This is a genomic window from Bifidobacterium sp. WK012_4_13 (assembly GCF_041080835.1).
GTDB classification, from domain to species: Bacteria; Actinomycetota; Actinomycetes; order Actinomycetales; family Bifidobacteriaceae; genus Bombiscardovia; species Bombiscardovia fermentum.
Genome location: NZ_CP129683.1, coordinates 2121306 through 2143048 on the forward strand (window position 1 = coordinate 2121306; position 21743 = coordinate 2143048).

The following is a 21743-nucleotide window of genomic DNA, read 5'->3' on the forward strand; positions in this document are numbered from 1 at the left end:
ATGTTCATTTGCAGTGAGTCTGATGTGTCTGCGAAGCCGGTGTCGTTCGTCGAGCCGGCTTCGTCCGAAACTGTCCTGGGCTGCGTGGTTCTCATCGCTAGACCAAAAGTGACACGAGCAGGGTAAAGACAAGTCCCACGATTGACAGCACCGTTTCCATGAGAGACCAGGTCTTGAAGGTCTGCCCGACCGTCATGCCGAAGTATTCCTTGACCATCCAGAAGCCTGCGTCATTCACATGTGACAGGAATACCGATCCTGCGCCTATCGCGAGTACGAGCAGACACAGATGCGTAGGACTCAGACCGGAGGCGAGCGGTACCATCAGGCCGGATGCGGTTACGGTCGCAACCGTTGCAGAACCGGTCGCGACTCGAATGAGCACTGCAACCAGCCACCCGGCGATAAGGGGATTGATCGCTGAGCTGGCGATGCCAGAAGCGATTACCTTGCCGATGCCAGAATCGACCAGCGTCTGCTTGAAGCCGCCGCCAGCTCCCACGATCAGCAGGATTCCAGCGATCGAGCCGAAGGATGTATTGACGATGGAATTGAGCTTGTCGCGTCCGTGTCCATGCAGCACGCCGAGCAGAATCATCGCGACGAATGTCGTGATCAGCAGCGCTTCCAAGGGCTGCCCGATGAACACGAAGAAACGTCCCACAGGATTCTTCGTATAGCCGGTCAGATCGATGATGCTGCTGCCAAGCATAAGAATGACGGGAAGAAGAATCACGAACAGCGAGGTTGCAAAGCTGGGTCTGCTGCTTTTGTCCTCAGGAGTTTCCTTCACCTTGGTGTCTTCCGGAGCCATGATCGGAACCCAACGCACCATGACGCGAGCCAGCAGAGGACCGGAAATGATCACTGTCGGAATTGCAACGATAAGGCCAAGGCCGAGTGTGAGACCGAGGTTCGCATTCAGGGCGCTGATCGCAACCAGAGGTCCCGGATGTGGGGGGATGAATGCGTGCAGCGTAGAAAGGCCCGCAAGTGCAGGTATTCCAAGCATGATCAGCGGTTTCTTTGCCCTTCTCGCGGCGAATATCACCACGGGGATGAGTATGACGACGCCAACCTCAAAGAACAGCGGAATGCCGACGGCGAACGCGACCAGGGCCATCGCCCAGGGAAGCAGCTGTGCGGGCGTCTTGTCCAAGATGGTGTCGACGATCGCATCGGCTCCACCCGAGACCGTGAGCAAGGCTCCGATGATGCCACCTAAGGCGATCAATATACCGACGCTTGAGACAGTCGTTCCCAAGCCGGTGGTAAAGCTGTCGAACGACTTGTCATATGAGACACCTGCGCACACGGCCATCACGAACGAACCGAGCATCAGGGAAAGGAAGGGATGCAGCTTCACCACCGTAATGAGAATAACGATGGTGGCGATTCCCAAGATCGCAGCAATGATCAGATTCATAACGACACTCCTTTGTGTATTTTCTGTATGATCTGCGATGAACGCCGATGCTCGGCATCACGCGAATCTGATATGAATTCACAGCATTGGGCTTTCGGGCATATGTGGCTGCTGGACGATATGTCTGCCACGCCCCGCGTCACTTCGTCTCCGAGGATTCCAAGGATTTGTCGGCCTGCTCTGCGGTCGCTTCCGAAGTCGGTGATTCCTCGCGCTCCGCATGCGCTTTCACGGCAGCGATGGAGCGTCTGACCATGTCCTCGCTGCTCCCTTCGACGCAAACCTCGATGCCGGGTTCATCGGGTTCCAGCGGCTGAAGGTCGGCAAATTGGCTGGGCAGCAGTGCCGGAGGCATGAAATGGCCCTTGCGCTCGCTGAGACGCTTCTGAATCAGCTCCTGTGTCCCTACGAGGTGGATGAAGAAGACCGGGACATCCTTGCGCAGTATGTCGCGGTATGAACGCTTCAATGCCGAGCTGGATACGACAGTCGATTCTCCCAGCGCGTTCCTCCCCAGCATCCAGCGGTTGATGACTTCTAGCCAAGGGCGTCGGTCCGAGTCGGTGAGCGGAATTCCGTGCGACATTTTTTCAATGTTTGCCTTGGGATGGAAGTCATCGCCTTCGGCCATCGTAAGTCCCAGCTGATCTCGAAGAGCCTCGGCCACCGTTGACTTCCCGCTGCCCGCAACCCCCATCACGACAATATGTATGGGTCTGTCAAGCGTCTTGTTTTCGTTGTTCAATGCATCTCTCACTTTCTGCCTCATTGCAGCTGCCAATCAGAATCTCTGTATGTCGTTCTTGCGAACATCATCAATTGTACATTCATTAGGAGTATCAATCAATTTAAAAAGAGTATTAATTCAGAAAAAAGATGTCTTCTACGTCACATTTCATACACTCTTGCTAGTCTCGCAGATATGGGAAATAGTGAAGGGCCAAGAACCGTCGGTGTCAGTGGTGGGAATGCCGCATCCCCGGTTGGAGGCGATGCGGGTTCGACGGTGAGCAACGGTGTCGCGTCCTCTCCTTCGTCAAAGCATATTCCTGTCGCACAGGAACTGGCGCTTGACATGATCGAAGGCAGATGGAACGGTGACAGGAACCTTACGCTCGAGGACATTCAGCTCAGGTTTCAGGTATCGAGAACCGTTGCCAGGGAGGTTGCCCGGCTGCTGTCCGATGTCGGTGCGGTAACCGTGCGGCGGAGAATGGGCATCTGCCCGCAGCCCCTGGATATGTGGTCATCCCTCAACCCGGTCGTCATCGAATGGAAGCTCCATTCAAGCAGACGCCGGGAGGCACTGCTGGCACTGACTGAACTCAGGCTTGCCGTGGAGCCGGTCGCGGCCGCGAAGGCGGCGGAACGGGCACCCATCGAAATACGCTCGCGCATGCCGGTATTGGCGCAGGAAATGAGAAAGGCCGGAGAATCCGGTCGTCTTGATGACTTCCATACGATGGACATCGAGTTCCACTCACTGCTTCTCAGGTATAGCGGCAATGATCTGTTTGCGGCCCTCTCCGACATAGTGGCGACGATTCTGCGCGGTCGCGTGGAGATAGGAATGTATCCGAGGCGGCCTCAGCCCGAGGCCCTTGATGCCCATCAGGAGGTTGCAGAGGGAATCTGGCGAGGGGACCCGGTCGCCGCCCGACAGGGAATGCGCCGCATCGTCGATGAAGTCGACGATGCGATCGCTCGCGAGAGCTGACCGACCCGATTTTCCGCCGAATTCCTGATGCGAGGTCTAGGTGTGAAGGCTGTCTGTGAATTCCTAGTGTGAAGGCTGTGTTCGAAGGCTGGGCACAGCCGTCTCGAGTCTGCCATTTTGCGCAGATGAGTCATCTGATGCTTCCGTAGCGGCGTGTTGCCTGTTGCCTCAACTGCGTTAATATATTATCCTTTCAAAACAAGCTGTAAAAATATATCCATACTGTGTGTATTATGGACATTTGAGACTGGTTGCATTCAATGTCGATCATCCTTCAATCTTCGAGAAGGTTGTTGGACCTGTCTCGTTCGTGGCTGTATTTCAGCTCATTGAAGTGCTGGAAAGGAGAAATATATGACTTCGACTGGTGGAGATGTACCGAACGTTCTTGAAATGAAAGGGATTACCAAGGAATTCACAGGAGTGCGTGCTCTGGATAAGGTGACCCTAGCGGTGAAGAAGGCAGAGGTCCACGCAATCTGTGGGGAGAATGGGGCAGGAAAATCCACATTGATGAAGGTTCTTTCCGGTGTGTACCCATATGGCACATATTCCGGCGATATCGTATTCAACGGTGAGGTCGCGCAATTCCACTCGATCAAGGAGTCGGAGAAATCGGGAATCGTCATCATACATCAGGAGCTCGCACTGATCCCTGAGCTGTCCATCGCAGAGAACATCTTTCTTGGCAATGAGCTGCTTGCAAAGGGGCTGATCGATTGGAACGAGACCGAGAACAAGACCCGTGACTTGCTGGCGAGAGTGGGTCTGGAAGCTGATCCATCGACTCCGATTAAAAATCTGGGAGTCGGACAGCAGCAGCTTGTCGAGATAGCGAAGGCTCTGTCGAAGAACGTGTCCTTGCTCATACTCGATGAACCCACGTCGGCCCTCAACGAGGAAGATTCCGAGAATCTGCTGAATCTGATGCGTTCCCTTCGCACCAAAGGCATAACCTGCATCATCATCTCGCATAAGCTCAACGAGGTGGCGGAAATCGCCGATTCCATCACCGTCATCAGAGATGGCAAGACGGTGGATCGCATGTCTGTGGAAGATGGGCGGATCGATGAGGACACCATCATCAAAGCGATGGTAGGCCGCTCCTTGAGCAACAGATACCCCGCACATGAGCCGACAATCGGAGACGTCATTTTCAAGGTCGACAATTGGACTGTCGAAGATCCCAACGTTCCAGGCCGCCTGCTTTCCGACAACATCAGCTTTGAGATCAGGTCCGGTGAAATCGTCGGCTTTGCGGGATTGATGGGCGCCGGCCGCACGGAGATGGCTCGGTCCATATTTGGGAGGAACTACGGAATATACAGGTCTGGGGCAATTACGATACGGGGAAAGCAGATCGCCGTCCGCTCGGTCAGCGAGGCCATACACCACGGTCTGGCATACGTTCCTGAAGACCGTAAGCTTCTGGGCCTGAATCTTCTCGACAATATCGAGGAAACCACGGTCTCTGCTAATTTGCAGAAGATACTCACCCGACGTCTCATTGATTTCTCCAAGGAGCGTGCCGTAGCCGAGCGCTACCGCAAAAGCCTGAAGATAAAGACTCAATCCGTCGATGTTGGAGTTTCGACTCTTTCTGGTGGAAATCAGCAGAAGGTCGTGCTTTCAAAATGGATGTTTCCTGATCCGGACGTCCTGATTCTCGATGAACCGACACGCGGCATTGATGTAGGAGCGAAATACGAGATATACAAGCTCGTTCAGCAACTCGCAGATGAAGGGAAGGCAGTTATTTTCATCAGTTCTGAACTTCCGGAGATTCTCGGCATGACTGACAGGATCTATACCATCTGCGAAGGCAGATTGACCGGTGAACTTCTCACCGAGAACGCCGACCAGGAGTCGATCATGCGATTGATGACAACCACTCTCGCTGCCTGAGTCACAGAACGGCATTTGATTTTTTTCCATGTCGCTGGCACTTTTCTGAGCCAGCGAACACATTCCTTGCAATACACAGAGAGGTGTAACTCATATGAAATATGTTAAGCAGGTACTCGGTAACGACCTCAGGCAGGTTCCGATGGTGGTTGCCTTGCTCGTGCTACTGGTCGGGTTCCACATCATATCGGGAGGAAGGATGCTCACCTCCTCGAACATGCAGAATCTGATCTCCGGCAATGCGTATGTCTTGATTCTTGCCATCGGCATGCTTATGGTCATCGTTATCGGCCAGATTGATCTGTCCGTCGGATCCGTGGCCGGCTTTGTCGCGATGGTCGTGGCAATTTCAGCAAGAGACTTCAATCTTCCGTGGTATGTCGCCGTGCTCCTTGGATTCGTGCTTGGGCTGCTAATAGGGTCGTGGCAGGGATTCTGGCTTTCAAAGATGGGAATCCCGGGGTTCATCTCAACCTTGGCAGGCATGATGATTTTCCGTGGCGCCGTTATCTGGCTTTCGGGCTCGATTTCCGTGCCTGGACCGAAGGAGTTGCAATTCTTCGGTGCCGGATATCTCCCGGAATGGGGTCCGTCCTGGACTCAGATGAACAACCCAACGCTCTTGCTTGGACTGGCCGCCATCGCACTGTTCACATGGTCGCAGTTCAATGCATACACAAGTTCGAAACTGGGCGACGCCGAAACTGCCTTGCCACTGTGGCCAGTCTGCGTCAGAGTCGGCATTGTCGGCATCGTCATCGCCTATGTCACTTGGCTCTTTGGTTCCGGGCGGCCGGGTACCTCGTTCCCAATCCCAGGTCTGGTGCTCGTCGCCTTGGTGGCCACCTATCACATCGTTACTGAGCGCACTCGTTTTGGCCGTCACATCTATGCGGTTGGCGGCAACAGGCAGGCTGCCGCGCTTTCGGGCGTCAATGTGTCGCGGACCTATTTCGCAGTCATGGCTAACATGTCATTCCTCGCTGCGCTCGCAGGCGTGCTTTTCCTTGGCCGCGCGACTGCTGCCGGACCTGGGGATGGGACGAATTGGGAATTGGACGCCATCTCTGCCGTATTCATCGGAGGCGCGGCGGTTTCAGGCGGTGTCGGAACCATCATGGCGACGATGGTTGGTGGGGTGCTCATAGCTGTGCTGAATTCCGGACTCATGCTGATGGGTGTCGGCGCCGACAAGACTCAGGTCATCAAGGGTCTTGTGCTCTTGCTGGCAGTTGCGATCGATGCGCTCAACAAGCAGCAGGGCAGGCCATCGATTATCGGCAAGATTATGGAATCCTTCCGCAAGAAGGAAGAAGTGACAACGCAATGATCGTGGGCGCTTCCAGAAGGAAGCGCCCTTTCAGACGAGATTCATGTCTCAGGGCGCTGTCTCACAGCAATGTTTCACGACAATGTTTCACGACAGTATCTCCTGACAGCTTGATTGCACCATGAAGGCGCATGAGCTGTCCGAGAAGGGGGAAGTTGCGCTTCGCAAGGCTGACTCCATGAAAATCGCGTTTGAGGCAATCGAAGCTGTACATAAATGTAAATAAAGAAGAAGAAAAGGAAATTATTATGAGAGTACAAAAAATATTCGGGTCAGTTGCAGCCGTTCTGGCAGTGGCCACGTTGGCGGCATGCGGAGGCGGAAGCAGAAGCGAAACCACCGCAACGACCGATTCCGGCTTTGCGGCGGATGCGACGATCGGTGTCTCTCTGCCATGGCTTGGCACTCAGAATTGGAAGGAGGCCGAGACCATGTTTGCCGATCAGCTGACCGCAGCTGGGTTCAAGCCTTTGATCCAGGCCGCAGATCAGAAGGTTCCACAGCAGCAGCAGCAAATCGAAGCCATGATCGAGCAGGGTGCAAAGGTGCTTATCGTCGCTCCGATCGATGGCACGCAGCTTGGTTCGGTGCTGACGAAGGCGAAGGAAGCTGGCGTCGCCGTCATCGGATACGACCGCCTGATCGAAAACACGGATGCCATCGACGCCATCGTGCAGTTCGGCTCGATTCGTATCGGTGAATTGCAAGGCCAGGCCTTGCTCGATGGCCTGAGCGAGAAGAAAGGCGACGGACCTTATAACATCGAGCTCTTCGGCGGTGGTCCTGCCGATCCGAATGCTCCGAACTTCTTCAAGGGTGCCATGACAGTTCTGCAGCCGAAGATCGATGATGGAACATTGACCGTCGTTTCCGGCCAGACCGATTTCACCCAGGCCGCAACTGCCGACTGGGATAACAGCAAGGCTCAGCAGCGTATGGATTCCTTGCTTTCGGGCAATTATTCCGACAAGAAGATCGATGGCGTGCTCTCTCCAAATGATGGAATAGCGCGTGCGATCATCACTGCATGCGAGCAGGCAGGGCAAGACATTCCCGTCGTATCCGGCCTGGATGCTGAGAATGAGTCGATTACGTGGATCTGGGAAGGCAAGCAGTGGTCGACCATTGCCAAGCCGACCGATGCACTCGTTGCCAAGAGCGTCGAGCTGATTCAGACACTGCAACAGGGCAATGATCTTCCTGCCGCCGATGACACTGCTGACAACGGTTCCATCGATGTGCCTCTCTATGAACTCGATCCCGTTGTTGTCACGAAGGAGAATGCGAAGGAAGTATTCGCAGACGATGCGGACCGCATGGCATTGCTGAAGTAAGGCTAAGATGCATGGGCCGTGATGATGATACAGCCAAACAATGAGATTGCTTGGCATCATCCATATGCGGTCGGTGCTCTTGAATAACGGAAGCCACCCATATGCTGGCCATTGCGAATCGGTTTTTCGCTCTGGCCAGCTGTTTCCTTGGTTGCTGACCTGGCGGGGCTCAATGACGAGCTGAGTGAAGACACGGTGCGACTTTCAATGCAACGGTTGCACATTCCCGAATAATTCAGCTGAACACGGTATGCGGTTTCTCGCGGTGTTCTCAGCACATACGAAAGGATCTTGAAGTGAAACGGATACGAGCATCAGCCTTGGCAGGAGTGGTGGCAGTGAGTCTCGCAATTGGATTCCCAGGAGCTGCAGCGGCGCAGCCCGCAAACTCTTTTACTGATAAGCCAAGCAACACCGCCTTCAATGCCGGCGAAGGCGAAATATCGGTTCCCAAGCAAGACGGCGATCATTTCCTCCTGTGGAGTGAATCACCGGAAAACGCGAAATCATTCGTCTATGAAGCCGATGTCACGCTTCAAGGTGATGGCAGTCGAAGCGCAGCGTTGCTCTTTGGCGTGACCAACGCCGACACTCCAGGCGAAGGCACTTGGTATGCTGCGAATTTCGACAGTCAGGCCGATAACGAAGGCAGGGCACGCGTATTCCGCGTCGAGCCACAAAAAGACGTCCAGTCATGGAACATCACCGGCAGCAATTGGGCGGGTATTGACTTTGCTCAAAGCGTGCACCTGAGCCTTCAAGTGAGCGCCAACGGCAGATTCATCTATTCGGTTTCGCAGACCGGGGCTGCGCTCGGTTCTGACTATCGAGTCGTCGGAGACCTTACCGGCAATGGGAGCGCATGGAATGGCGGCAGAATTGGCATGCTGACATGGGAGTCGGGCGCAGTCTTCAAGAATGTCGAATACCGTGAACTCGCCACGGAAGGATCGCACACGCCTTCCGGCACGAACGGTCTCGGTCTGGGGAATTTCAACTACGACACCGGATACTGGGAATATGCCAACGATGGCATTCGAGGCATTTCGAATCTTGATGGCACCGGACTGCATGATTCCTTCCTCTATTCCGATTCTGCCGACTTCACCGACGGCGTTTACAAGTCCACAATTCAGTTCAACCAACCAAGAGGCGCAGCGACCCTGATATTCCGAGCCGCTGGGGGAGTGACGGAAAGCTGTACGACCGGCAATTGCTCCTATGCTGCGAACATCAATTACGACAGCGGCAAGGCTCGACTGTTCAAGTTCGAGAATGGCAGCGCTCTCGATTTGCAGACCGAATTCGATGTAGCCAGAAAGCAGCAATACGATATTGAAGTTCATGCCATTGGCAAGCACACGGTGATATATATCGACAGTCAACTCGCCTTCAACACTGCGGATTACATGCTTCGAGGCGACGATCACGCGGCCGACTCGGGTGTCGGTGTGACCATCAAGGGCCAGAACGATGCGTATTTGCAGGGCAAGATCGGTCTGCTCACCTTCAACGGTGACGTGACCTATACGAATCTGGCCTATACGGCGATCACCAGCGACAATACCCCACAGCTGACCGGCTTGAACGTGACGGCTCTTGGCGAGGGCACAGCGGATGCGCCAAGCACCTTCGACGCGAATCAGTACGTCTACATTCAGTATGTCAGCGCCAATACGTCTGCCATCAACATCAATACTCCGAAGAAGAACGATGCCACGTCGGTCACCGTCAAGAATGCTTCTGGCAGTGTCATCAGTGCAGACAACGTGAGTCTTGAAGTCGGCAGAAACATCTTCACCGTTGAAACGGAAAACAATGGCGCCAAATTGGTGTACCGCCTGATGGTGCACCGCTACGATCCAGAAGTTGACTATTACGATGAGACCTACCGCAACCAATACCACTATTCCGTCAAGGAAGGGTGGGCGAACGATCCCAACGGCATGGTGAATTTCAACGGCGAGTATCACCTCTTCTATCAGTTCTACAACGATACGGTCTGGGGCCCCATGCACTGGGCGCATGCCACCAGCACCGACCTGATTCACTGGGAAGACAAGCACATCACCTTCTATCCTGACGAGTACGGAGCCATGTTCTCCGGCAGCGCCGTCGTGGATACCGGCAACGCATCCAAGCTGTGCGGCGAAGATTACAGCCAGGACTGCCTGGTTGCGATCATCACCGCCGATGGCAACGGCCAGCGCGTCATGATCGCTTCGAGCCGTGATGGTGAGACGTGGAACAAGCAGGAGGGCATCGTCAAGAATTGGACGGAAGACGGACTGAATAATCCTGACTTCCGCGATCCCAAGGTCTTCCGCTACCAAGACACCTGGTTCATGGTGATTGCCGGTGGGCCGTTACGCATCTATTCCTCCACGAATCTTGTCGATTGGAAGGCCGAATCGCTCTACGGCGACCTGCATATGGAATGCCCAGATCTGTTCATGCTGCCATACACCGATGGTGAGAGTACCGAATATAAGTGGGTGCTGAGCCGTGGTGGAAGAACGTACAAGATTGGCGACTTCCGTCAAGATCAAGGCGTATGGAAGTTCATCCCAGACGAACAATATGCGGAGAACGGTGCGAATGGTCTCATGAACCTCGCCAAGGACGCCTACGCCGCGCAGACCTATTATCAGGGCGAGTTCGTGAAGTCCGAGGCCAACCCTGACGTGATCGCCATTCAGTGGATGAATACTTGGGAGGATTACTGCAACAAGGTGGCCCCTGCACTGGTGGCTTCAGGCCAGCATTTCAACGGTAGCTTCGACCTGCAGCTGAAGATGGGCCTCACCAAGGACGCGAACGGCAAGTTCCTGCTCACGAGCACGCCGTTGAGCGCATACGAGACCTTGCGCATGGGCACTCATGCGAAGTCTGGGCAATATGAAATCGTTCCTGATGGTCAGAACGTGATGAATGGCTTCTCAGGCAATCAATACGAGATGATTGCCAAGTTCGCGCCACAGGATGGTGCAAGCGAGGTGGGCGTGGTGACCCTGATGAAAGATGACTTCAGCAAGGGCACCTCAATCACCTATAACTTCAACACCAACACGCTGGCCGTCAATCGTGAGAACGCCCACAATGTGACTGTCTCGGACAACTTCAGGGATTACGCGCAGCAAGTCTCCGTCAAGCCGGCCGAAGATGGCAGCGTCACGCTGCACATCTTCGTCGACCGAGCGTCCGTCGAGGTGTTCGCCGACGACTACACGATGGCGGCTTCGGTCCAGGTTCTGCCTGATGAATCATGGCAAGGCTTGAACATGTGGGCGTCGGGCGGCACGGTGAACGCCGACGTGCAGATATACCCCTTGCAGGGCATCTGGGCGAGCAACCAACTTGACGAGCCGAGCATCGCATCGATTTCTGTCACGAAGCAGCCCACCAAGACCGAGTATCTGACAACCGACGACGCCATTGACGCTGCTGGACTCGAAGTGACCGCGTTGCTGTCGAACGGCACGAAGCGAGTGCTCGAATCAACTGAGTACGGGTTCGACTTCGACTTCTCGGGCACAGGCAGCACGAGCGTGACGGTCGCTTTGACTGCCAACTTAGAGATCACAACAAGCTTCAGCGTGACGGTTGCTGCGTCCGAACCTGAGCCAGAGCCCGAACCAGAGCTGAGTGCCTCTACTGCCAAGTCCATTGTCATCACCACCCTTCCCACAACGCGTCGATATGCAGTGAGCGCACTGGCACTTGACGCGGCAGGTTTGGTTGTTACGGCCACCTGGGACGGAGGAGAGCAGCGAGTACTCAAGCCAAGCGAATACAACATCACCGGTTTCAGTTCGGACACGGTCGGCACGAAGACCATCACCGTTTCGGTTCTGGGAACACGCAAGGCGGTCACCGCGCAGTTCGGCGTGATCGTGGTGAATTCGCTTGATTCGGGTACTCCCGTGTCCAAGACGAGTCTGAACACGATGATCACGGTCGCCAAGAAAGCCAAGCAGGCAAAGTTCACAGCAGACACGTGGAATCTGATGAACACCCTGCTGACTTCCGCAAACACGGTCAAGTCGAATGGAGCTGCAACTCAGGCGGAAGTCGATCTCGCTTATTGTGACCTTCTCGACGCCTACAATGCGCTGGTCATCAAGCTCTGAGAACGCACGTTCTGAGTCATGAGGTAGTTGAGCGCTGTGACTGCAGTGTCCGATGCTTCGTCGGCAACCGTCACAGCGCCCACCATGTGGACAACGGATAGGCAAGTACAGTTCAAACGATACAATATATACACGCAGTTAATATTTCCTTCAATGTCGAAAGGAATATGTCCAGGATTGGCGGAATTGCGGCAATCTACCAAGGTTGAACCATGCGACTATCGCTGCTTGCACGCGGTCGGGAAGTCGCTCGTTGAAGAAAGAGAAGGAGAGACGTTGATGCAGCACGCCAAAACCGGAATAGCTCGCATGTCTCAGTTTGGAGCAAAGAAGCTCCTCAGTCTATGCATCAGTTCGCTGCTGATGCTCGCAGGGAACGCAGTGGTCGGGGTTCCTGCTTTCGCCCAAGATGACGGCGATGAAGGGCAATCGCCCTGGGAACTGTCGACCACAAATCCATTCACCGATGATTATCATGCGACCTTCACTGGCAACGGTTATTTTGCTGCCCGCGTTCCGTCGTATGGGCAAGGGTACGGTGCCGGCAAGGTGCCTACATCCTTCCAGATTCAAGGCTTCTACACCAGCGGTGACGGTGGAAAGCAGTGGCGGGTCGGCGGACCAGCATGGACAGGTCTGACGGTTGCCGACAGCTCCAGTTCCTTCAATGATGCGTTCAAGACCCCGTGCATTTTCGGCTCGTATTGCGAGCTTGAGGATGCCAAGCTGAGTGGCGGTCTTTCCGTCGCCACCGATCATGGGGGATATCAGGGCAGCGGGTTCGTGCAAGGCTTCGGCAGCGATTCAGCGCGCGCGGTGTTTACGGTTCCGCGTGTTCCATCTGCGGGCACCTATGACATGGTATTCCGCTATGCCGCAGGAAATCCTGGCGATAACACGACAAATCCTCGCAAGGTTTCCATCACTGCTGGCAGCTCAACTCAGACAATTTCCATGACACCGACCGAAGATGGCAATTGGGATACGTGGTCAACGGCTCGCGTATCTGTTGATATACCACAAGAAGCCATAAGCGAAGGCAAGGTTCAGCTCACCATCGCCGGATTGGGCAACGGAAGTGACGCCAGCAAAGACAGCCGGGTTAACATCGACTCCGCAACGTTGGTAGCCACTGGCGGCGAACCGGCAGAAGCGCCCAGCAACACCACTCCCGAAGAGCATGGCCTCGCTGATTACAAGCAGACCCTGAACATGAAAACCGGTGCTATCACAACCAGTGCGCGATGGACTTCACAGGCAGGCAATGTGGCTGATGTCGCTTATACGGTTCTTCCAAGTCGTGGCAACGATCAGTTGGGGCTTGTCAATGTGAAGGTCACGCCAGTCAGCTTTGTCGGCGATGACCATGATTTTGTGATAACCGATACCCTTGACCCGCAGACGACAAGCAACGCAAGTCTTGAGCGTTCGGTCGACTCCGGTGCCAAACAGATTGCGTTGACGACGACGCTGAATGGCACGAACCAGCGTGCAAGCTATGTGTCTCAGCTGGAAGGTGATGGCTCGCTCAGCCAAAGCGAATATGTCGGCAACGGCGTCGTTCAACAGAGTAGGTCCGCGACGCTGTCGGTCGGGCAGAGCTACGATTTCACCAAGTTCGTCGGTCTGGCGACGAATCAAGACACAGCCGATAACACCACTACCGCCACCAAGGCGAGTGCGGCGCTTGTTGCCAGTTCGGCCGCATCTGACGGCCTTGCCAATTCGGTGTCTACAAGTGATGCCGCATGGGCGGAAATATGGGAAGGTGACATCGAGATCGGTGGCGACGATCAGTTACAGAGCGAGGTTCGTGCAAGCCGCTTCTATCTGATGACCAGCGTGGGCGAGCGGGCGTGGTCGCCTTCTCCAACCGGTCTGTCTTCCGACAATTATGGCGGTCATGCATTCTGGGACACGGAAACGTGGATGTGGCCATCGCTCATGGCGCAGGATCCGAGCATCGCCAAGGCGGTGCTGCAGTATCGTGCCAATCGTCTGAGCGCCGAATCAGGCGCGGCATATAACGCCAAGAACACCTATGAATGGAATGAAGGAACAAGCCAATACGAGCTGAAGAGCTATGGCGATGGCTCTGCGTTGCGCTTCCCCTGGGAGGGAGGTCTCGACGGCAAGGAGCAGACCACATCCGAGTTCTTCGGCGGCCATGAGATTCATGTCACCGCCGACATCGCGCTCGCGTTCTGGCAGTATTATCAGGCGACTGGCGACTTGGACTGGCTGAAAAGCACCGGCTATCAGGTCATCAGCGGTGCCGCCGATTTCTGGGTTGCACGCTCAGTCAAGGAATCCGACAATCTCTATCATATCTACAATGTGACGCCTCCTGACGAGTGGGCAAGCAACGACACCACCGGCCGCGACGATTCTGCATACACCAACTTTGCGGCTTCCAAGGTGATGGCAATCGCCAACGAAGCAGCTGCTCTTGCCGATCAGACACCCAATGCTGAGTGGACAGCGCGCTCGGGTCATTTCTACATTCCCGAAGATGCGTTGCGCAACATCACGCAGGAATATGAGAACTACAACGGCAGCGGCATCAAGCAGGCTGATGTGGTGATGCTCAGCTATCCATGGCAGAACGATCAGACCGCAGAGCGCACGGCAAATGACCTTGACTACTATTCGATGAAGGTCAACGAAGACGCGAGCCCTTCCATGACGGATGCGATCCACGCCATCGTCGCAGCGGAAATCGGGCGTGCAGACGAGGCGCTGTGGTACACGAAGCGCAGCTCGACCGAGTTTATGCGCGGGCCCTTCAACCAGTTCACCGAAGAGCGTGGCGGCGGTCACGCCTTCACCTTCCTGACCGGTGCGGGCGGATTCCTGCAGGAATTCTATTACGGATACACGGGTCTGCGATGGGGAACGAACGGTGTCACCTTGAATCCGATTCTGCCAAGTTCATTGGATCACATCACGGTCAAGGGTTTGCAATATCAGGGAAGCACCTTCGATGTCGCCATCACCAAGGACACCACGACGGTGACGGTGACCGATGGTTCGGCGCTCACGGTCACGGACCGCGGCACCGCTTCAGCGGGTAATCCGCTCACCTTTGCGACCCGCACACCTGCTTCCGGCAGTGTCTATGGCACGCTAATCGGATCGATTTCGACGCCTTCCGGCGGTGACAATGGTCCGGGCACATACAAGTATCCGACTGCCGGAGTGTTCACCGAAGGTTCGTATGATCTCACCGATTTCAAGGTCTATCAGGATGGTGACACACTGCGTTTCGTTTCGAGCGTCAACGGTCAGATTCTCAACCCTTGGAATCTGGAGGCCATGAGCATTCAGCTCATGCACATCTATATTCGAAGCGATGGCACTGCTTCCACGACTGCGACTCCCGCAGTCGCTGGAACGAACATCAACACCGACGGTGCCTGGCAATATGTCGCGATAGCCAATCCGCGCAAGCTGACCGGTTCGATTGGAGCAAGCGGAGTCTTCGCCGCGAATGGCGATCGCGTCGCAAATGTTTCACTCAGCGTGCGGGAGCAGCGCGACATCGTCCTTACACTGCCAGCAAGCGCATTCACTGGAGTCGACCTATCGAAGGCCGCATTCCAGGTAGACATCATGGCCGTTGGTGAAGACCACGAAGGTGTGAACAACATTAGGCCGGTGTATGGGTGTGGTGGAGGAACGCAAGAATGGTCATTCTGTGGCGGGCTTGGCAATGGGATTGGGCAAAGTCCCTATGACAGTGATACGACTGACCCGAATGTCATCAAGGCGATTCTGTCTGAAGGCGTGAATGCCGCCGAAGTCCTTGCTGCCAAGGCTGGCGGAGCTGTGCTGCCTTTCGTGGCTTTGGAAGCGGTTGAGGAAACCGATCCCGGCACCGATCCTGAAGAGCCAGACCCGAATGAGAGGCCCAGCGATTCACCGATCAAGTCCTTAGCAGTCACATCGCTGCCAACGACACGAGTCTTTGCACAAGGTACCGCGCTTCCTGATTTTTCTGGGCTTGAAGTGACGGCGACTCTGGAAGACGACAAGGCATGGGTCATGCCCAGTTCTGAATACAAGCTCACCGGTTTCAGTTCCTCCCAACTTGGCGTCAAGCCAATCACGGTTACGGCTCTTGGTGTGAATAGGGCGATCACCGCGCAGTTCAGCGTGATGATTGCCGCCGCCGGATACAACCCCGATGTGCTTGGGGTGAAGACGAGTTTGAACACCATGATTACCGTGGCGGGAAAGGCGAAACAAGCAAAGTTCACATCCGAGTCCTGGACAGTGTTCAGTGCTCGCCTCGTCACCGCTAAATCCGTGAAAGGCAATCCATCGGCAACTCAGTCTGCCGTTGATGCAGCGTATTGCGATCTTCTCGACGCATACAACTCTCTGGTGATTCGACTGTAGGGATATCGGATGCTTCGAATAATCACAGTCACATCTGCCCATGCGACAGAATATGGAGACAACCATGCGATTCAGGTCTAGTCCGTGCGCTCCTGCCTCATCTTCGAATGATGAGGAGAGCGTCCCCAAGCTTTCACCCAGCAACGGGACAGGAGGATTGAGCACCCTGTTCCTTCGAGCAAGAAGCAAAAGAGGCATGGGAATACTGCTGTTCGTTCTTTCGCTGTGGGTGGCCACACTCGGTATCGGCATCTCAACTGCAAGCTCAACGTATTCGCTTTTTGGAGAGCTAGTCGTGAACGCCTTGGGCGTGCAGTCGATGGACATACAGGTTACAGGATCGGACGAGGAAGACTGGTCACCTGAGGAAGCAGCCGAATCGGTGTGGGAACAGGCAACGGAACGCCCATATGTCGTCGATTTTCCCAAGTCAGGGCGTCTGCTGACTCAGGGAACGACGCTGTGGAGCAATGTGGCGGTGAAGAATGCGTCAGAGGATGTTGCCGTTTCGGTTCAAGTCACACTTCGTGATGATTATGCGTCTTCGACCGACGAGATTGCAGGGTCTTCGGAGCAGGAGAATGCCTCGCCCGCTCCATCGAACCTGTTCACGGTCTCTCGCTTCTCGCTCATATGCGACGGAGTGACCCTGGCATCTTCGGTCGTAGGGACTGACACGGCGGGGCTGTCGAATCTTGTGCTGCCTCGTGTGCTGGCAGCGGGCGAGATTGCCTTGTGCCGCATTGGTGTCAGTCTCGATGATGCAGCCTTTGACGAAGGATTCGCGATGACCACAGAGTCTCGGGTCGTTCCGCAGCTGCTGTTCGAAGGAGAGCAGCGATGAGCATACTGCATTTCTACAATCAGGATTTCTACAATAAAGATTCCTGCAATATCGATTCGCTCAAGAGTGATTCGCTTCATTCGGCGGTTCCTCAAATGGCTCGTGACTGGTTGAGGCGCTGTTCCAGAGGGGCTTTCGCGCTCATATCAATCGTGCTGTGGTTCGGCCTGGTGGCAGGGTCGTCGTCGTTGGCTCACGCCGAGGAGCTTCAGACGGTGCCATCGCAAACGGCTGAGAATTCCATTCGATTGGATATGCCGCTTCCGGGAAGGAGCATCGCCTGGGAGATGGGCACGGGTCGGATCCCCTTTGCATCGGCTGAAGCCGTGTTCGCCACGGTGAGCATTGACGGCGAATACGAAGATGCAGAGCAGTTCATCAGAGTGAACATCGCCGATGCTTCTGGCAGTGATATTGCATCGAGGATTCGATTGCAAGAGTTGAAGACCTTCACGCATCGCTGCAAAGTCATCGCCAATGCCTGCACGCTACATGCCTCCCTCAGCGTCGATGAATCCGCGTCTGACGCCATTCGGTCCGACTGGCTGCGTCTTCGCTGGAAGTTCACCGTTCAGGATGCTTCGGATGGGTCTTCCCATGAAGATACCGACAATGACGCCACGGGCGATGCAACAGACGATGCCACAGGCAGTGCAGGCAACGAGGCGAACGATGTCAAAGGTGGAGGCATCGATTCCATTCTTGCTCGTACTGGGATTTCGGCGGGCATGGCCCTGACCGTCTGTGCTGTGCTCTCTGTGGCAGCATTGCTGGTCCGAGCGACGCACACTGCGATCATTCGACGCCGCGCACTCTCGCCTAAACGCGGGGGGGGGGGTGATAGCTGAGAGTCATTCCAGTAGACCTGTCGCCACACAGAACGCGAGCCCATCACCATCAGCCGGTCGGGCATCGGGTTTGGACGGACGGATTGAGCAACAACGCTAACCAACATATTCAATGCAAGCAATGGATGGGCAGCTGACCTTACAACATGCAAGCAGCTCGATGCAGCGATGTAGAGATGTACAGACGTATCGAAGCGCATCCGCAACATGTGCGCACCACTGATGTGGGGAATCACTGATGTGGGGAATCACAGAAGAAATAGAAGAAAAGAGATGAACATGAAATTTTTCGAACGTCCGGGAATGAAGCGCGGACTGCTGGCCGCCGGTGCGATATTGGGGATCTTCACCCTGATCACCGCAGCCACATTGACCGACTATGCGAATGTGAACCTGGGTTCGAATGGCTTCGCACCAGCATCTGACTACAACATTCAAGTCAGCGTGAGCAAGGAGACTTCTCTCGACTCCCCAATTTCGTGGGTCGAGGGTGATACGAAGGCGGGGGTCAGCATCAGTGACGACCAAGAGGTTGCTCTCGCGATGCAAAGCATGGAACCGGGAGATGAAATCGACTTCACGATTCCGGTGCGCAATGCGAGCGAGGAATGGGCTTCGACATTGAGCATCAACTTTGCGGAGATTCAAGCAGCATTCGAGAAGGAAGAGGATGATGAGGGAGTCTTAGCGGCCAAGGAGGCGTTCATCAAGGCGTTGAATCTTTTCTATTGTGTGAGTGATACCCCTGCCAGTGGTTGCGATCAGCTGAACAAATTCACGAAAACCAAGAGTCTGAGTGGCGAAGGGAAGTCAACAAAACCGGTTGAACTGATTGGAGAGGCGGTGCCATTGGCCGCTTTCGATGGTACTGATGCTCTTTACAGTTCTGGATCGGGTAATGTGACCTTTGTCGTGGTGAAAGTCAAGCTCCCTAAGAACGCGAACTTGGAAGACTTCAAGGGTGCCAGTGACGCGGACATACAGGTCCAGTTCACCGGCACGGCGGTGTGATTCAGACGGGCAAGCAGCCATATGATGAACGAAACACCACGATCATCCGATTCCTCGAGCAGTCAATCGATTCAACGGCTGCCCGACGAGTCGGATGATTCGCATGGGCATGGCCACGGCCATGCGGAAGCACCGGCACGCAGGCATGGGCATCTGATTGTGCGGGCGTATCTTCGCTTTCGTTCGGTGCTGCTCACGGTCATGGCGTGCATCGGTCTGTGCTCGATGCTCGTGTTCATTGCTTCAGGGCTGTTCGGGTTGAAGGTCATGGTGGTGAAGTCTGGATCTATGGAGCCGACCATCGGCGTCGGCTCCATGATCGTTTCCATGCCGCGCAAAGCCGTGGAATTGAAGGTCGGCGATGTGATCACGGTTTCGTATGGGGAGACGAAACGGCTCGTCACCCATCGCATCGTGCAATCCGAAGGGTGTGCAGGGGAGAAGTGCACCTTCGTGCTTCGGGGGGATGCGAATGCCGCTGAAGATCCTTACAAGGTGAACATCGATGATGCGACCTGGCACTGGCTGACCATTCCTCGGCTTGGATGGGCGGTTCTCTGGGTGAGAACTTGGCCCGGGTTGGCAACGATGGCAGGCATCCTGACGGTCACGTTCATCGCTCTGTTCGCAGTTCCCGGGCAACGGGAGTCTTCTTAGATACTCTTAGCCGTCTGCCCTGACATATGCCGCTCAGTGTGACTGGGATTCGACGCTTGCGGGCGTCGCGCCGAGGGTGTCCATTGAATGATTGAGATAGCTGCTGAGCAGGGAATCGTCGCCGCTGTCCTCGGAAGAGCAGGAGTAACCCGAGCAGCTTGGATACTCGTATGAATACGATTCACTGCCGACCATCGCTATGCCCCAGATGACAAGGCCGATGACAAGTGCGGCGAGTAGGCTCAGAATCCCTCCGACTACCGCACCGCCGACTGCAAGGCCCTGACCGCGCTCGCGTGAACGATGCATCTGGACGATTGCCACGATGGATAGCACCAATCCGACGGGCGGAAGGATGAATGCCAGCACGAAGCCGATGATGGACATCACGTTCCAAGGCTGATTGGGATTCTGCATCACATAGTTGGGCTGGCCATAGTAGGGAGGCTGATTCGGGAACTGCGGATTTGGCTGTGGTGGATACTGAGGACCGGCCTGATATTGAGAGTTCGACTGGTTCGATTGATACTCGTAGCCCTGCTGGCCTTGCGTCCCTTGCGGATTCCAGGCCTGGCCATTCTGGTGATAAGCGTTGCCCGTTGCACTGCCGCTGTTTGCGGAGGCATTCTGCCCGTATCCCGCATTACCGGAGTTGGCATACGGATCCTGCTGTGGGTTCGAGCCCTGGCTCTGCTGCTGGCCATAGTAAGGCTGATTGCCACGGTTCTGGTCCGGGCAGCCTTGCTGACCGTACTGTGGCTGTGAAGATGATTCCTGTGCGTTTGGGTCGTTGCTGCCCCACGGATTGTTAGCTTCGCTCATAGTGCCAGTCTAGACGCGATTATCGTCTTATTGGCATCAATGCGGATTTTTTCAGTTCGTAGCTTGCTGTATGGAAGCGATTCGAACTTCGGATGACTGGCGATTGTCGCATTGATGGTGCCATGATGACATGATGCCATCGCCCACCTTCTTGATGGCCCAGCCCTTGCCTGATATGCGCATCAGGTAGGAATCACAGGCCACTGCGAAGGTGGGCGAATGTTCGGCGGTTGACAGACTGACGGAGGTCAGCCGTTCTGCTTCCAGCCATCAACGTCGATGTGATGCTCAGGATTTGCCTGCCATGCATCCCACGCGGATCTGACGATGTCTTCGACGCCATACTTCGCGTGCCAGTCCATCTCTTCGTTGATGCGCTTCGGTGAGCCGATAAGGTGCGGTGGATCGCCCGCACGGCGTGCCATGACAGCTTCCTTGAATGGCAGGCCGGTGACCTTCTTCACCTCGTCGACGATCTGACGGACAGAAGTGCCTTCGCCGGTTCCGACGTTGAAGGCATCGTATTTGCGTTCGTCGCGGTCAAGATAGCTGAGCGCTGCGATGTGGGCATCGGCCAGATCGGCGACATGAATGTAGTCGCGGACGCATGTGCCATCGGGAGTGGGATAGTCGTCACCGAAGATGGCCGGTGCCTTGCCCTGCTTCAAGCGGTCGAAGAGCATGGGAATTAGGTTCAGGATTGCAGGGTCTTCGAGCTCCACGGGGCCGCAGCCTGCGACGTTGAAGTAGCGCAGCGCGCAGAAGCGAATGCCGAAGGGCTCTTCGCATGCGCGCGCCATCCATTCGCCGAAGAGCTTCGTCTGGCCATAAGGATTGATCGGAACCATCGGCACCACATCTTCAGGAACAACGTCCACCGGTGGAACGCCGTAGGTTGCAGCCGAGCTTGAGAACACGAGCTTCTTCGCGCCGGCGGTTGCCATGCCCTGAAGCACATTCAGCATGCCGTTGATGTTCTGCTGGTAGTACCACAGTGGCTTTGCGACGGATTCGCCAACCTGCTTGCGGGCTGCGAAGTGAATGACCGAGTCGACATCGTTGTCCTTGATGATTTCCGCTATGCGTCTGTCTGAACCAGGAGCTGAAACGTCTGCGCCATACAGGCGCGCACCTTCGATTCGCGTTGGCTTTCCGTAGCTCAGATCGTCGACCACGACGACCTTCTGGCCTGCCTGATGAAGGGCATGAACAACGTGAGCGCCAATGTATCCGCATCCGCCAGTGACGAGAACTGTCATAAGTTGCCTTCCTAGGAGTGTGTGAACTATTGAGCGACTATGCGTGAGAAATTGAGCAT

General features: G+C 55.3%; 14 protein-coding genes. 10 read left to right on the top strand and 4 right to left on the bottom strand.

What is annotated here, in order from left to right:
• Nucleotides 1-97: 97 nt before the first annotated feature.
• Nucleotides 98-1426 (bottom strand): GntP family permease, encoded by a 1329-nt coding sequence (locus tag QN062_RS08645; RefSeq protein ID WP_369341398.1) that lies wholly within the window; start codon nt 1424-1426, stop codon nt 98-100.
• A gap of 139 nt (nt 1427-1565) precedes the next feature.
• Nucleotides 1566-2123, bottom strand: a complete 558-nt coding sequence (locus tag QN062_RS08650; protein WP_369342590.1) for a gluconokinase — start codon at nt 2121-2123, stop codon at nt 1566-1568.
• Nucleotides 2124-2348: 225 nt separating this feature from the next.
• Here QN062_RS08650 and QN062_RS08655 point away from each other — a divergent pair, with 225 nt between their 5' ends.
• The 10 genes from QN062_RS08655 (at nt 2349) to QN062_RS08700 (ending at nt 19603) form a co-directional block, all read left to right on the top strand.
• A complete protein-coding gene (locus tag QN062_RS08655; RefSeq protein WP_369341399.1) occupies nt 2349-3143 on the top strand; it encodes a FadR/GntR family transcriptional regulator in 795 nt (264 codons plus the stop codon).
• A 354-nt stretch (nt 3144-3497) separates the two neighbouring features.
• A complete protein-coding gene (gene mmsA, locus QN062_RS08660; protein ID WP_369341400.1) occupies nt 3498-5048 on the top strand; it encodes a multiple monosaccharide ABC transporter ATP-binding protein in 1551 nt (516 codons plus the stop codon).
• A 94-nt stretch (nt 5049-5142) separates the two neighbouring features.
• Nucleotides 5143-6378: a sugar ABC transporter permease gene (locus QN062_RS08665; protein WP_369341401.1), complete on the top strand. Its 1236-nt coding sequence runs from the start codon at nt 5143-5145 to the stop codon at nt 6376-6378.
• A gap of 248 nt (nt 6379-6626) precedes the next feature.
• A complete protein-coding gene (locus QN062_RS08670) occupies nt 6627-7712 on the top strand; it encodes a sugar-binding protein (protein ID WP_369341402.1) in 1086 nt (361 codons plus the stop codon).
• Nucleotides 7713-8008: 296 nt separating this feature from the next.
• On the top strand, nt 8009-11842 hold the full coding sequence (locus QN062_RS08675; RefSeq protein ID WP_369341403.1) for a GH32 C-terminal domain-containing protein: 3834 nt from the start codon (nt 8009-8011) through the stop codon (nt 11840-11842).
• Nucleotides 11843-12121: 279 nt separating this feature from the next.
• Nucleotides 12122-16243: a glucodextranase DOMON-like domain-containing protein gene (locus QN062_RS08680; RefSeq protein WP_369341404.1), complete on the top strand. Its 4122-nt coding sequence runs from the start codon at nt 12122-12124 to the stop codon at nt 16241-16243.
• 64 nt (nt 16244-16307) lie between these two features.
• Nucleotides 16308-17087, top strand: a complete 780-nt coding sequence (locus tag QN062_RS08685) for a hypothetical protein (RefSeq protein ID WP_369341405.1) — start codon at nt 16308-16310, stop codon at nt 17085-17087.
• Nucleotides 17084-17935 carry a hypothetical protein gene (locus tag QN062_RS08690; protein ID WP_369341406.1) on the top strand — a complete coding sequence of 284 codons (852 nt, stop codon included), beginning with the start codon at nt 17084-17086 and terminating at the stop codon, nt 17933-17935. The genes QN062_RS08685 and QN062_RS08690 overlap by 4 nt, the downstream gene beginning before the upstream one ends.
• Nucleotides 17936-18214: 279 nt before the next feature.
• Nucleotides 18215-18946 carry a hypothetical protein gene (locus QN062_RS08695; RefSeq protein ID WP_369341407.1) on the top strand — a complete coding sequence of 244 codons (732 nt, stop codon included), beginning with the start codon at nt 18215-18217 and terminating at the stop codon, nt 18944-18946.
• Nucleotides 18947-18967: 21 nt separating this feature from the next.
• Nucleotides 18968-19603, top strand: a complete 636-nt coding sequence (locus QN062_RS08700; protein ID WP_369341408.1) for a signal peptidase I — start codon at nt 18968-18970, stop codon at nt 19601-19603.
• A 33-nt stretch (nt 19604-19636) separates the two neighbouring features.
• Here QN062_RS08700 and QN062_RS08705 read toward each other — a convergent pair whose 3' ends face one another.
• Nucleotides 19637-20425, bottom strand: a complete 789-nt coding sequence (locus QN062_RS08705) for a DUF4190 domain-containing protein (protein WP_369341409.1) — start codon at nt 20423-20425, stop codon at nt 19637-19639.
• Between the two features lie 248 nt (nt 20426-20673).
• On the bottom strand, nt 20674-21684 hold the full coding sequence (galE, locus tag QN062_RS08710; RefSeq protein ID WP_369341410.1) for a UDP-glucose 4-epimerase GalE: 1011 nt from the start codon (nt 21682-21684) through the stop codon (nt 20674-20676).
• Nucleotides 21685-21743: the final 59 nt, after the last annotated feature.

Bases quoted from the DNA above. Each gene is read 5' to 3' on its own strand.
- QN062_RS08685 (WP_369341405.1), top strand. From the start codon at position 16,308: ATGCGATTCAGGTCTAGTCCGTGCGCTCCTGCCTCATCTTCGAATGAT.
- QN062_RS08665 (WP_369341401.1), top strand. From the start codon at position 5,143: ATGAAATATGTTAAGCAGGTACTCGGTAACGACCTCAGGCAGGTTCCG.
- QN062_RS08695 (WP_369341407.1), top strand. From the start codon at position 18,215: ATGAAATTTTTCGAACGTCCGGGAATGAAGCGCGGACTGCTGGCCGCC.
- QN062_RS08655 (WP_369341399.1), top strand. From the start codon at position 2,349: ATGGGAAATAGTGAAGGGCCAAGAACCGTCGGTGTCAGTGGTGGGAAT.
- QN062_RS08650 (WP_369342590.1), bottom strand. From the start codon at position 2,123: ATGGGGGTTGCGGGCAGCGGGAAGTCAACGGTGGCCGAGGCTCTTCGA.
- galE (WP_369341410.1), bottom strand. From the start codon at position 21,684: ATGACAGTTCTCGTCACTGGCGGATGCGGATACATTGGCGCTCACGTT.
- QN062_RS08645 (WP_369341398.1), bottom strand. From the start codon at position 1,426: ATGAATCTGATCATTGCTGCGATCTTGGGAATCGCCACCATCGTTATT.
- QN062_RS08680 (WP_369341404.1), top strand. From the start codon at position 12,122: ATGCAGCACGCCAAAACCGGAATAGCTCGCATGTCTCAGTTTGGAGCA.
- QN062_RS08670 (WP_369341402.1), top strand. From the start codon at position 6,627: ATGAGAGTACAAAAAATATTCGGGTCAGTTGCAGCCGTTCTGGCAGTG.
- QN062_RS08690 (WP_369341406.1), top strand. From the start codon at position 17,084: ATGAGCATACTGCATTTCTACAATCAGGATTTCTACAATAAAGATTCC.
- QN062_RS08700 (WP_369341408.1), top strand. From the start codon at position 18,968: ATGATGAACGAAACACCACGATCATCCGATTCCTCGAGCAGTCAATCG.
- QN062_RS08705 (WP_369341409.1), bottom strand. From the start codon at position 20,425: ATGAGCGAAGCTAACAATCCGTGGGGCAGCAACGACCCAAACGCACAG.
- mmsA (WP_369341400.1), top strand. From the start codon at position 3,498: ATGACTTCGACTGGTGGAGATGTACCGAACGTTCTTGAAATGAAAGGG.